13 protein-coding genes are annotated in these 11,925 nt (G+C 44.6%); all 13 read right to left on the bottom strand.

Annotated features, from left to right (window positions below; genetic code table 11):
* Nucleotides 1-2: 2 nt before the first annotated feature.
* Complete coding sequence (locus tag RG608_RS03945) at nt 3-863, bottom strand: NAD-dependent epimerase/dehydratase family protein (RefSeq protein ID WP_268687717.1); 861 nt, start codon at nt 861-863, stop codon at nt 3-5.
* Nucleotides 864-869: 6 nt separating this feature from the next.
* A complete protein-coding gene (locus tag RG608_RS03940) occupies nt 870-1,475 on the bottom strand; it encodes a sugar transferase (RefSeq protein ID WP_268687718.1) in 606 nt (201 codons plus the stop codon).
* A 15-nt stretch (nt 1,476-1,490) separates the two neighbouring features.
* A complete protein-coding gene (locus RG608_RS03935; RefSeq protein ID WP_308946558.1) occupies nt 1,491-3,293 on the bottom strand; it encodes a nucleoside-diphosphate sugar epimerase/dehydratase in 1,803 nt (600 codons plus the stop codon).
* Between the two features lie 38 nt (nt 3,294-3,331).
* Nucleotides 3,332-4,030, bottom strand: coding sequence for a tyrosine-protein kinase (locus RG608_RS03930; protein ID WP_268687719.1), 699 nt, complete (start codon nt 4,028-4,030; stop codon nt 3,332-3,334).
* Nucleotides 4,031-4,040: 10 nt separating this feature from the next.
* Nucleotides 4,041-4,736, bottom strand: coding sequence for a Wzz/FepE/Etk N-terminal domain-containing protein (locus tag RG608_RS03925; RefSeq protein WP_268687720.1), 696 nt, complete (start codon nt 4,734-4,736; stop codon nt 4,041-4,043).
* A 7-nt stretch (nt 4,737-4,743) separates the two neighbouring features.
* On the bottom strand, nt 4,744-5,475 hold the full coding sequence (gene cps4B, locus RG608_RS03920; protein WP_268687721.1) for a capsular polysaccharide biosynthesis protein Cps4B: 732 nt from the start codon (nt 5,473-5,475) through the stop codon (nt 4,744-4,746).
* Nucleotides 5,472-6,980, bottom strand: a complete 1,509-nt coding sequence (locus tag RG608_RS03915) for an LCP family protein (RefSeq protein ID WP_268687722.1) — start codon at nt 6,978-6,980, stop codon at nt 5,472-5,474. The genes cps4B and RG608_RS03915 overlap by 4 nt, the downstream gene beginning before the upstream one ends.
* A 203-nt stretch (nt 6,981-7,183) precedes the next feature.
* Nucleotides 7,184-7,783, bottom strand: a complete 600-nt coding sequence (gene nrdG, locus RG608_RS03910; protein WP_268687723.1) for an anaerobic ribonucleoside-triphosphate reductase activating protein — start codon at nt 7,781-7,783, stop codon at nt 7,184-7,186.
* The gene (locus tag RG608_RS03905; protein ID WP_268687724.1) at nt 7,780-8,298 is read right to left on the bottom strand and encodes a GNAT family N-acetyltransferase; all 519 of its coding nucleotides are present in this window, start codon (nt 8,296-8,298) and stop codon (nt 7,780-7,782) included. The genes nrdG and RG608_RS03905 overlap by 4 nt, the downstream gene beginning before the upstream one ends.
* A 9-nt stretch (nt 8,299-8,307) precedes the next feature.
* The gene (locus RG608_RS03900; protein ID WP_268687725.1) at nt 8,308-8,814 is read right to left on the bottom strand and encodes a GNAT family N-acetyltransferase; all 507 of its coding nucleotides are present in this window, start codon (nt 8,812-8,814) and stop codon (nt 8,308-8,310) included.
* Nucleotides 8,815-8,823: 9 nt separating this feature from the next.
* A complete protein-coding gene (locus RG608_RS03895) occupies nt 8,824-9,321 on the bottom strand; it encodes a GNAT family N-acetyltransferase (RefSeq protein ID WP_268687726.1) in 498 nt (165 codons plus the stop codon).
* 52 nt (nt 9,322-9,373) lie between these two features.
* The gene (locus tag RG608_RS03890) at nt 9,374-9,514 is read right to left on the bottom strand and encodes a hypothetical protein (protein ID WP_002894059.1); all 141 of its coding nucleotides are present in this window, start codon (nt 9,512-9,514) and stop codon (nt 9,374-9,376) included.
* Between the two features lies 1 nt (nt 9,515).
* A complete protein-coding gene (nrdD, locus tag RG608_RS03885; RefSeq protein WP_125434094.1) occupies nt 9,516-11,711 on the bottom strand; it encodes an anaerobic ribonucleoside-triphosphate reductase in 2,196 nt (731 codons plus the stop codon).
* Nucleotides 11,712-11,925 lie beyond the last annotated feature (214 nt).

Below are 11,925 nucleotides of genomic sequence, written 5' to 3'. Positions count from 1 at the left end.
AACTAGTTTCCCTTCTCCGTCTTCTCAATAGACCTCCTAAAATCTGCTACCTGATAAGACTGAGGATAGCTAGACATCTCTTTTTCATAAGTTAAATCTGAAAACAGCTTATTTAGTGTCGAAACATGGCGAGACAGTCCTTTTAAAATCCAGTTAAATGCAGGCAGCAAGACTACTCTCTGGCCATGAGTCCTTTTTATTTCTCTGACTAGCTGAGAGGTATTGACATAGTCCTGATTTTGAGGATAGAAGACACCGCTGTCTTGATTCTGAACAATCAGTCTGATAAACTCACAAAGGTTGTCAATATAAATCATACTACGTTCATTCTGGACTAAAGGGAAAACTGGTAGATTCTGAGCCAACTTTGACAGTCGCTTATAATTTCCCTTAGCTTGATAACCATAAACCATGGGCGGCCGTAAAACTGCCAATTTGAAATCTTCGCTCTCCAATTCCGCCAGAAGTTGCTCAGCAGCTAGTTTGCTTTTGCCATAAAAAGAATCAGGACCTTCTTGCGTGTCTTTTGTGATAACCCGATCTCCCAAAACTTCGCCATAGACGCTCATGCTGCTCATAAAGATAAACTGTTTGACACCTTCGCGTTTAGCCTTTTGAGCCAATTCATAAGGTAGCTGAGTATTGACTTGCTTATATACCGATTCCATCTCTTTTGATGGGTTGGAGATATGGACAATCGCCGCCAAATGCAAAATTACATCAAAAGACGAAAAATCTTTCTCCTTCCAGGTCTCTCCGCGGACGTCCAGCTCATCAACCTGAACATCCTCCCGTGAGGAAACATATCTCTTAAAGCTCCGGCCGATATAGCTACCCTCTCCCGTAATTAATATTCTTTTCATCAGCCTTTAATCTTTCTTTTCCATATTTCCCGTACCGCCTTCGACAACACCTTCGCTCTTGGCCACACTCTTAATGGTTCCAAAGAAACAGCGGACATCTAATCCAAAAGACAAATGCTGGACGTAGTAGCCGTCCAATTCAGCTTTCTTGGAGATTGGCAACTCATCTCGCCCGTGAATCTGAGCCCATCCCGTCAGACCTGGCAAAACATCATTTGCTCCATAGCGGTCTCGCTCTTCAATCAAATCATACTGATTCCAAAGAGCCGGTCTTGGACCTATGATACTCATGTCACCAACAAAAATATTCCAAATCTGAGGCAACTCATCCAGAGATGTCTTCCTAAGAAATTTCCCAACCTTTGTAATCCATTGCTCTGGATTTTCCAGCAAATGAGTTGGAGTATCCTTAGGTGTGTCAATTCGCATCGTTCTGAATTTCAAAATATAGAAGTGTTTCTTATGCAGACCGACCCGCTTCTGTTTGAACAAAACTGGTCCTTTTGAATCCAATTTAATAGCGAGTACTAGAAGCAGAAAAAATGGTGATAAGACAAGCATTCCTAAGAATGACAAGACTATATCTAATGTTCGTTTAAAAAATTTATACATGATTATCCTAAAAACTTATTGCTGTGCAAACTTTACCAGGCTGTCCTTGAGGTCATTTGCACCAAGAGTTAGAAGAGAGTCCACATAGGAATCCACCTCTATCTTAGGCAGCGACTGAACATTTCCTACAAAAATCTTTTCATAGACTTGATCATTAACCTTTTCCTTGGCAGACAAGAGCTCTTCATAAAGCTTTTCACCCGGTCGAATGCCTGCTTCTTGAATCTGAATCTCCTCTTCAGTATGGCCACTGAGCGTGATCATCTTTTTAGCCAAGTCCAAAATTTTCACAGGCTCGCCCATATCCAAGACAAAAACCTCTCCCCCTTGCATCAAGGCTCCAGCCTGAATCACCAAGCGGCTGGCTTCTGGTATGGTCATGAAATAGCGTGTCATTCGAAAGTCCGTCACGGTGATAGGACCTCCCTTGGCAATCTGCTCCTTGAACAAAGGAACGACACTACCTCGGCTGCCCAAAACATTCCCAAAGCGGACGGCTGAGAAAAGAGTCTTTCCTTCTTCATTTAAACTGGTCACGACCATCTCCGCCACTCGCTTAGTTGCCCCCATAACATTAGGCGGGTTGACTGCCTTATCTGTAGAAATCATGACAAATTTCGCGACACCAGCTGCCTTTGCTGCTTCTGCTACATTTCGCGTGCCATAGATATTGTTTTTGACTGCTTCTGTCGGATTGTACTCCATCAAAGGAACATGTTTATGAGCCGCTGCATGATACACTCGATCAGGACGATAGGTTTCCATAATATGGAAAATCCTCTCTCTATCTTGAATATCTGCAATGATTGGAATCAACTCAATATCATCTTTATAACGGCTTGACAGCTCCTTGTGAATCAAATAAATTGAATTTTCTCCATGACCTAGAAGCAGGAGCCTTGCTGGGCAGAATTGAGCAATCTGACGGCAAAGTTCTGAGCCGATAGAGCCACCTGCCCCCGTAACAAGAACTGTCTTGCATTTAATATTGGACTTCAAACTTTGCTGATCCAGCTTAACTTCTTTACGCCCTAACAGATCTGCAATATCAATTTCCTGAAGTTTGCTGACAGATAGTTTCCCCGTAATCACCTGTTCATACTTAGGCATGGCATTGACCTTGACCTCCGTCTGTTGGCAGTACTCTACGATTCGCTCGTAATCATCCGGTGCCAACGAAGGAATGGCAATGACAATTTGTTCAACTTCATAATTCCCTACAATTTCAGGTATCTGCTCAGTTGTTCCTACAACTTTTACTCCATGAAGATACGTATTTTGCTTGTTCTTATCATCATCTACAATCGCAACTATTTTTAAATCTTTTGATTTTTGCTGGGCTGTCTTGATAAAGAGACTGGCACCATCCCCCGAACCAACAACAAGGGTCTTTGTCCCATCTACTTTCTTACCCAGTAAGGCTGAAGGGTGCTGCACGAATTCATGAATCTCCCGCCAAGTCAGCCTTGAAGCAATAACCAACAAAAAAGATAGCAGCATAGAAAGGACAATATATCTACTGTTTGTGGATTCGTAAAAAATTTTCTCTGCAATGTATACAATCGAGTAAGCTCCCAAAATTGAGCCCCCCACTCGAAACATTGTTTTGTAATCTGTATACCTTGTAATCGTAGAAAAGACATTCGACAGTGTTGCAAATGTCAAATACAGTACAATAATCCCCATTAAAATAGAGACAAAAGATAAATCCGTTATCCCGACATATTTTGCTAAGAAGAATTTTGAAATCCCCTGACTTATACTGAGCAAAATAATATCAACAATAATTAAGATGACTCTTTTTCTCGCTCTTGTCATGTTCCTAATCTCCCAATTATCCTAAAACTCTTTATTCCCTATTTCCCATAATTGCCATAGCTGCCGTATCCTCCATAAGTTCCGTAGGCACCATAGCGTTCCAAATCAATGTTATATTTATTGAGGACAACACCCAAAAAAGGAGTTCCCGTTTGTTCCAACTGCTCTTTAGCTTTCATGACTGCTTTTCGTTTGATATGTCCTGCTTGTGTCACCAAGAAGCTAGCATCGCATTTCTGAGCGATGATGGCCGCATCAATGACTAGACCAATCGGTGAAGTATCTACGATGATGTAGTCATAGCGGACACGCAGGTCAGTCAAAAGCGCTTCAAACTGCTTGCTTTGCAAAAGTCCAGTCGGATTAGGTGATACTGGCCCAGATAAGATCACATCCAGATTTTCCAGATCTGTATCGTTGATGACTTCATGCAGGGCAGCCTGTCCTGACAGATAGTCCGTCAAGCCTGATACTTTTCTCTGACTGCTAAACACACCGGACATGACTGAGTTACGGATATCCGCATCAATCAGCAAGGTCTTGTGACCAGCTCTGGCAAAGGCTGCCGCAAGATTCACCGAGGTTGTAGACTTCCCTTCATTTGCCGTCACTGAGGTTATTTCGACCATTTTGATATTGGCGCCGCTCAGCTGCACATTAGTACTTAGAGCGTTGTAGTATTCCTCGGTTAGTTTGACAAGATTCCTTTTTTTCCTAACTAATTCTAAGGTTGCCATTTTCTCTCCCTTACATTCTGTTCATATCTGGGATAACGCCCAACAGCGTCAAGCCCATAACTTCTTCAATGTCTTCTGGCTTCTTCACCCGATCATCCAAGATTTCTACAGCGATGATAAAGATCGACATCAGGACGCTGCCCCCTAAAAATCCTAAGATAACATTACGCCGAATATTTGGTGAAGAAGGCTCTGCTGGGACTGTTGCTTCTTCCAAAGTTGTCACATCAGAAACTTTTGTCACCTCGATGATTTTCTCAGCGGCGATATTACGAAAGGCATTGGCAATGCGAGCCGCTTCCTCCGGATTGTCATCTTTAACTGTAATCGAAACGATACGAGTATCCGCCGGAACGGAAACGGTGATGTGACGCGTCAGCTCTCTTGGTGACGTTTGCAGTTTCAACTCACTAATCGCCTGTGACAGAACCGCCTGTGACAGAATGATTTCCTTAAAGTCCTTAACGAGGTAAGCCCCCGCCTGCAGATCCTGATTGGTCAAAGCTGCCTGCGTTTCGTTCTGACGGCTGACCACATAGATGCGCGTGGTACTCTGATACATTTTCTTAGCAATAAAGACGCTGTAGCCAAAAGCCAGCAAAGAAAAGAGCACAGCTCCCAACACGATGGTAAATTTCTTCAGCCATAAGGCTCTCAGCAAGGACAAAATATCGATTTCTACGATTTGCTTTTCTTGTTTTTCCATTTTTCCCCTAAATCAATTCATTTTTCAATAATAAGGCTTGGTTGCCGCCAAAGAGAGCTTCTGCCCGGCGGGAACCGTATTTCTTAGCGACGATGGCAAAGGCCTCCTTCATAAAGGGCGGTCTCTGGCTTAGATTGTGCATGTCGCTGGCAATAAAGTGGACCAAGTCTTTCTCCAAAAAGAATTGAGCCCGTTTTTTCATAAATTTATGCGAGTCTCCAAGCAGCTTAGGTTTTAGAACACTGGAGCTATTAATTTGAGTATAGCAGCCCATATTAATGAGTTCCTGTACCTTCTTTTCATCATTTTCCAAGCAGTGATAGCGCTCAATATGAGCCACGACTGGGGTTAGACCTAAGCGCAGAATCTGAGCCAAGCCTTTATGAATGTCCTTATAGGGCGTCGCCATGCTAAACTCAATCAGCACATAGCGTGTGCCAGCTAGACTGGGGAAAATCCCCTTTTCCAACTTATCCGCCACATCACTGGTGTAGTAAATCTCTGCCCCATAGAGAACCGTCAAGTCAGGCGCTACAAGCTCTGCCAGTTCTTTTACCATTTTAAAGTTAGCGCTAATGGTCTCTTCAGGCGTTTCAAACATACCCTTTCTGCGATGAGAAGTAGAGATGATGGTCCGAACTCCCTGTCGATAGCTTTCTTCCAGCAGTTTTTTGGAATCCTCAAAATTCTTAGGGCCATCGTCCACATCAAAGATAATATGAGAATGGATATCAATCATGGTGCTTTTCCTTCCATTAGCTGCTGAATCGCTGCCTTAGCATTATCAAGGCTTTCTGGCTGGATTTCCATCATGTAGAGATTGGAATCTGGCATAGCATAGGATGGTAAATCCATGCGTCCATTTCCGCTGATGGCTTGTGACTGAACTTGATAGCTTCCTCCTGACTCCAGCTGGGTATTGACCAGATTCATAAGAACAGGCAACTCCATGTTGGTCTGGATAGAGTCCTGCAAGCCGGAAATAATCTCGTTGTAGTTCTTCAAAGCACTGGTTGAAGTCAGCTTTTTAATGACTGCTTCGATAACTTTTTCTTGATTTTTTCCGCGGTCATTGTCACCACCCTGAAGGGAGTAACGCTCGCGAACAAAGCCAAGCGCCTGATCTGAGTTCATATGGACTTTCCCTACTGGGAAATGATGATTGCCGTGTCGGCTGGTAAATTCTTGGTCATTTTCAACATCAATCCCTCCCAACAGGTCTACTAGCTTGAGGAAGGAAGTGAAGTTCAGACGAACATAGTAGTCAATGCGAATGCCGTAAAGATTTTCCAGTGTGTGGACAGAAGCATCTACTCCATAAATCCCTGCATGGGTCAGCTTGTCCATCTGCCCAGCCCCTCCGTCTGCAATCGCCACATAAGAATCACGAGGAGTTGTTGTCAAGAGGACTTTCTTGGTCTTGCGATTGACCGTCATGATGATATTGACATCTGAGCGTGAGACAGATGAGATAGAGCCATAAGTATCGATACCGCTGACATAGATATTGAAGACATCCGCATTGGCATCATCCCTGCGTTTGCCGGTCTCTACTTGACGAGTAATTTTATAAGTATAGATTTTCTTTATCTTTGAAGCATAGTCAGCATCGTGAGAAGCCAGCATATCTCCAAACGAACTATTGAGGGCAATGGCCTCAGTCTCTTGATTGATGAGGGCCTTGTAGGCTGCGATATAAGATGAGCTGTTTTCCACTGTGAGTTCTGTCTTTTTAGTCTTCTTGATGTGCTCCAGAAGAGCCGTTACATTGTCCTTGTCTCCATTTTCAGTCGGAGCCGTAAGCTTCTGCAGCTGAGTCACATCTGATTTGTCGCTGTCTGCTCGGACATAAACCGCCATTTCAATTTCAGAGTAATTTGAAGTAGAGTTCACACCTCTAGATAAGTCCATCAATTCCTTGACCCCGTACATAGCTCCTGAGGATACCAGCAAAGTCACAAGCAAAAGCACCGTGGTCAAAACTTTGAACTTATTTTTCCATATAAAGAAGGCTGCCAGTAAAATAACAGCCGCCAAAAGAGCAGACAAAACAAGGTTCAGGTGATGAAACGCCAGAACATTATTTCTAAATATAGAAAAAACCAGCAAACCTGAAACCAAGCTTACCAATGTCAGTAAAGCTGCATTAAAGAGCCTAAGCTTCTTCCCCTTTTTAGAAGCAGGCACATTTCTCCTATGATGATTCATAATTCTCCCTTTTTCTCCCCTGAGATATAAATACATTTTATTATATCATAAATGCATTATGATACACTAAAATATTTAAAAATATTTTAGTTTTTTTCAAATTTTGTTGACAAAAAAGGACAGTCTGTATTAATTTTCAGTAAATTCCTTCTCCCTTCTCGAAAAACCAATATTTTATACTGTTTTTGGCAACAGAAAAAGAGGTGAAACCTCTTTTATATCAGTATTTTGCTTGTTTTTTAAAGCATCTTATCTCTGTCAACTTGCTCATAGGCCTGCAAGCCATCATTGAGCTTCTCCCAGATGATAACCTTGCCTGCCTCAAGGGATTTCTGCACATCGATGATCCGCTGATTGGAAGAACCGCGGAACTGCAACATGAGATTCTTCTTGGTAAGGTCAAAACGGCCATCCACCAGAATGTCAATCAAACTCAGCAGCTCCAGCTTATCCTCCGTTTCCAGCATCATCTCCTCCCAGGTGTAGCCCGTCCAGGACCAAATATCCTTGTCCGGCAACTCTCTCCGAATCCGCTTGACCAAGGGCAGGAGAATGCCTGTATTGAGAAAAGGCTCGCCGCCTAGGAGGGTCAGCCCCTGCACATAGGGTTCCGCCAAGTCTTTCATAATCTGATCCTCCAGCTCTTGGGTATAAGGAATGCCAGCGTTGAAAGACCAGGTTGCTGCATTATAGCAGCCTTCACAGTGAAACATACAGCCACTGACATAGAGGGAGTTGCGGACGCCTTCGCCATCCACAAAGTTAAAAGCCTTATAGTCAATAATTCGCCCCTTGCTCAGCTCCTCACTTTTCCATTCTTGAGGTTTGGGATTGTTCATGACACCTCCCCATCTAACTCTATCCAGTAACGCTGACTTCTATCAATTGTATTTTCGTAAACACCGCCAGCGGAGAGAATCGTGCGTCGACTGGCTTCGTTGTCTTCATCGCAGGTAATCAGCACTCGTTCTAATCCTTGCTTTCGAGCCTCTGCCAGCCCTAACTCTAGCTGCAACTTAGCCAAGCCCTTTCTGCGTTGACTGGGCCGGATAGAATAGCCAATATGACCACCCTCCACAAATAATTTGTCATTTAAGGACAAGCGCAGAGCTAAAAAACCCAGAGGCAAGCCAGTCTCATCAAAGGATAAAAATTTGATTGCAGGAACCCAGCCTTCTGGCAAATTGGCAGCATCCTCCTGCTGTTCTACAATCTTTAACCAATCCTCATAATCCTTTGCTCGCTTCCAAGCGGAGCCCATGCCACCGTGGATATAGGATTTTGCAGCAGCAAACTCCGCAATCATCTCTAAAATTGCGTCTTTATCTTCCAAAGTTGGTCTTCTTAGCTCCATGCTTCCTCCTTAATCGACATCAATCCAGTAACGCTGACTTCTGTCGATTGTATTTTCATAAACACCGCCAGCAGAGAGAATGGTGCAGCGGCTGGCTTCGTTGTCTTCATCGCAGGTAATCAGCACTCGTTCTAATCCTTGCTTTCTAGCCTCTGCCAGCCCTAGCTCTAGCTGCAACTTAGCCAAGCCCTTTCTGCGTTGACTGGGGCGGATAGAATAGCCAATATGCCCGCCCTCCACAAATAATTTGTCATTCAAAGACAAGCGCAGAGCTAAAAAGCCCAGAGGCAAGCCGGTCTCATCAAAGGATAAAAATTGAATGGCAGGAACCCAGCCTGCTGGCAAATTAGCAGCATCCTCCTGCTGCTCTACAATCTTTAACCAATCCTCATAATCCTTTGCTCGTTTCCAAGTGGAGCCCATGCCACCGTGCATATAGGATTTTGCTGCATCGAACTCCGCAATCATCTCTAAAATCGCGTCTTTATCTTCCAAAGTTGGTCGTCTTAGCTCCATGCTCCCTCCTTAATTGACATCAATCCAGTAGCGCTCTTTCCCGCCTCGAATATCCTCTAAAGCCCCGCCATTAGCCATAATCACTGACCTGCTGGCAGCATTATCACAATCGCAAGTCACTAGGACTCGTTTAATATTTTTACTTTTGGCTACTTGCAAGCCTTGTCGCAGCTGCTCTTTGGCCAATCCTTTCCCACGCGCAGACGGACGGATACTATAACCGATATGCCCGCCTTCTTGGAGCAAATAGTCATTGAGCCGCAAGCGCAGATTGAGAAAGCCCACAGCCTGACCATCCGCAGCAAAAGAGATTAGTTGGATGTAAGGCACAAAACCTTGCGGCAAGCCTAGACCTGCCTCAGCTAGCTGAATCGTTTCCAACCAGTCCTCGTAGACAAAATCCGCTCCGCCAAAGAAGCCATCCTGCCGGCTGCCAGCTGCTTCAAAGTCAGCCAGCATCTCTAAAATCTTTTCCTTGTCTTCTAGCTTCGGTCGTCTCAGTTCCATAGTGCCTCCTGATACGAAGAGAGTGAGACCGCCTTGCGCCCCACTCTGACTTCTATTGTTTCTTGTTCTTTTCTAAAAATTGCTGACGCAGTTTGGCCAATCGTTCTTTTTTGCCGCTGCCTCCCTGCGAATGTTTTTCATGGAAACGCTGCACCTGAGCCTTTCCTTTGTCGTCCAATTGATACTTTCCCATCTTAATTTCCTTCGTACTTAATAGTCGAGCCATTCATGTGCTTGACCCGAGCTGATATTTCCTTGTGTCGGCCATTGACCATCGGACGGGCTTGCGGATTTCCTAAGTAACCGCAGGTCCGCTTGACCACATCGACCGTCTTGGGATCGCTGTTGCCGCAGTTTGGACAGGTAAAGCCCCGCTCGGTCGGCGTGAAGTCCCCCTCAAAGTTACACTTGTAACAACGGTCAATCGGTGTATTAGTTCCCAGATAGCCTACTCGGTCATAAGCATAGTCCCAGACAGCTTCCAGAGCCTTGGGATTTTGCTGCAACACAGGGTACTCACAGTAGTGGATAAAGCCGCCTGAAGCACCCACTTCCGGATAAATCTTCTCAAAGTCCAGCTTTTCAAAAGGCGTTGGATTCTTGCGCACATCGTAGTGGAAGGAATTAGTATAGTATTCCTTGTCAGTAATATCCGGAACAACCCCAAACTTCTCTGTATCCAAACGGCAGAAACGGTCAGTTAGACTTTCAGATGGTGTCGAGTAAACAGAGAAATGATAGTCATACTGATCTGACCACTCTTGCACCCGACGCTTCATATCTTTGACAATGGCAATCGTAAAGTCCTTGGCTTCTGGATTGGTCTCCCAGTCGCCGCCATAAAAGACTGCTGCCACTTCATAGAGACCGATATAGCCTAGGGACACCGTTGCACGACGGTGAGTAAAGAGCTGGTCTACCTGATCATACTTGCCCAAGCGTTGGCCAAAAGCCCCATACTGATAAAGAATCGGTGCATTAGCTGGACTGGCTTCCTTAGTCCGCTCCACTCGGTAAACCAAAGCATCCTCAGCGATATTCATCCGCTCATTAAAGAGTTCCCAGAATTTATCCAAATCCCCCTCGGACTCAAGCGCAATCCGCGGCAGATTGACAGTAACGACACCTAGATTCATACGGCCGGAGTTGACTTCCTGACCATTTTCATCCTTCCAGCCTTGTAGGAAAGAACGGCAGCCCATCGGCACCTTGAACGATCCAGTTAAGTCGATAATCTTGTCATAGGAAAGCACATCGGGATACATGCGCTTAGTGGCACACTCCAGAGCTAGTTCTTTGATGTCATAGTTAGGCGTTCCCGGCTCGAGATTGAGTCCACGCTTAAGGGTGAAAATCAGCTTAGGGAAAATTGCTGTGCGGTGCTCGCTTCCCAGTCCCTTGATGCGGATATTGAGAATGGCCTTCTGAATTTCCCGCTCAAAACGATTGGTTCCCAGACCAAAGCCCAGCGAAGTAAAAGGAGTCTGACCGTTAGAAGTAAAGAGAGTATTGATCTCATACTCCAGCGACTGCATGGCATCGTAGATGTCCTTCTTGGTCTTCGCCCAGGCGTACTCTTCCTGCTTATCCAGCAAAACCCATTGCTCCGCATCCTTGAGATGCTTTTGATAATTAAGCTCAGCATAGGGCGCCAAGACTTCGTCAATCCGATCCGCTGAGCAGCCTCCATACTGACTAGAAGCTACATTGGCAATGATTTGCGAGATTTGAGCTGTCGCAGTCTGGATAGACTTGGGACTCTCTACTTCTGCATTCCCAATCTTGAAGCCATTTTTCAGCATGCCGTCAAAGTCAATCAAACAGCAGTTCGTCATCGGCGTATAAGGACTGTAGTCCAAATCATGGTAGTGGATGTCCCCCTTCTGGTGGGCATTGGCCACATGAGGCGGCAACATCTTAAGCCCAATGGACTTGCCGACAATCCCAGCTGTCAAATCCCGTTGGGTATTGAAAACATCGCTGTCCTTATTGGCATTCTCGTTAACCACCGTACGATCTTTGTTGAGAAGCTTGTCAATGGTAAAGTTGATATCAGTCGCTTTTGAGCGCTCAAAATCCCGTTGGGTGCGGTAAGTGATGTAGTTCTCCGCAATGGCATATTCCTTGGCATTTAGAAGCTCATGCTCAACGATATTCTGAATCTCATAGATTTTGACATACTTAGCGAAGCGACTGCTGATTTCTGCCACAATGCGGTCTGTGATAGCTTCTAGCTTGGCTTCCAGCATCGGATTCAGCGGACCGACTTCTTGAGCTGCCCGCACCATAGCCTTATAGATCTTTGACACATCAAAAGCCACCCTGCGGCCGTCCCTCTTCTCCACATAAATAGCTGGAGCAGTTTCAAACTTCTCTTCCCTTAAAATCATCATGAACACTTCCTTTTCCTGCCCTTAGGACAAATCAAGTCTCTTCAGACTAGCCAACTGCTAAGAAATTTCCAGGAAATCTCCGACAGCGTTTTATCCAAAGAACAGTATTTTATAAATAAGTCGATACAAGTCTCATTATAGCACGTTAAAATTAAAAATCAATATGTTGTGGCAAAAAAGTCATTTTTTCTTTTTATACACAACATATTGA

This window comes from Streptococcus sp. IsoGale022, assembly GCF_031142805.1.
GTDB lineage: Bacteria > Bacillota > Bacilli > Lactobacillales > Streptococcaceae > Streptococcus > Streptococcus sanguinis_A.
This window is presented reverse-complemented; position numbering and strand designations above follow the sequence as displayed.

Coding starts and splice junctions, on each gene's coding strand:
- RG608_RS03905 (WP_268687724.1), bottom strand. CDS start 8,298: ATGGAGCTAAGAAGACCAACTTTGGAAGATAAAGACGCAATTTTAGAG.
- RG608_RS03925 (WP_268687720.1), bottom strand. CDS start 4,736: ATGGAAAAACAAGAAAAGCAAATCGTAGAAATCGATATTTTGTCCTTG.
- RG608_RS03945 (WP_268687717.1), bottom strand. CDS start 863: ATGAAAAGAATATTAATTACGGGAGAGGGTAGCTATATCGGCCGGAGC.
- cps4B (WP_268687721.1), bottom strand. CDS start 5,475: ATGATTGATATCCATTCTCATATTATCTTTGATGTGGACGATGGCCCT.
- RG608_RS03895 (WP_268687726.1), bottom strand. CDS start 9,321: ATGGAACTGAGACGACCGAAGCTAGAAGACAAGGAAAAGATTTTAGAG.
- nrdD (WP_125434094.1), bottom strand. CDS start 11,711: ATGATTTTAAGGGAAGAGAAGTTTGAAACTGCTCCAGCTATTTATGTG.
- RG608_RS03890 (WP_002894059.1), bottom strand. CDS start 9,514: ATGGGAAAGTATCAATTGGACGACAAAGGAAAGGCTCAGGTGCAGCGT.
- nrdG (WP_268687723.1), bottom strand. CDS start 7,783: ATGAACAATCCCAAACCTCAAGAATGGAAAAGTGAGGAGCTGAGCAAG.
- RG608_RS03915 (WP_268687722.1), bottom strand. CDS start 6,980: ATGTATTTATATCTCAGGGGAGAAAAAGGGAGAATTATGAATCATCAT.
- RG608_RS03930 (WP_268687719.1), bottom strand. CDS start 4,030: ATGGCAACCTTAGAATTAGTTAGGAAAAAAAGGAATCTTGTCAAACTA.
- RG608_RS03935 (WP_308946558.1), bottom strand. CDS start 3,293: ATGACAAGAGCGAGAAAAAGAGTCATCTTAATTATTGTTGATATTATT.
- RG608_RS03900 (WP_268687725.1), bottom strand. CDS start 8,814: ATGGAGCTAAGACGACCAACTTTGGAAGATAAAGACGCGATTTTAGAG.
- RG608_RS03940 (WP_268687718.1), bottom strand. CDS start 1,475: ATGTATAAATTTTTTAAACGAACATTAGATATAGTCTTGTCATTCTTA.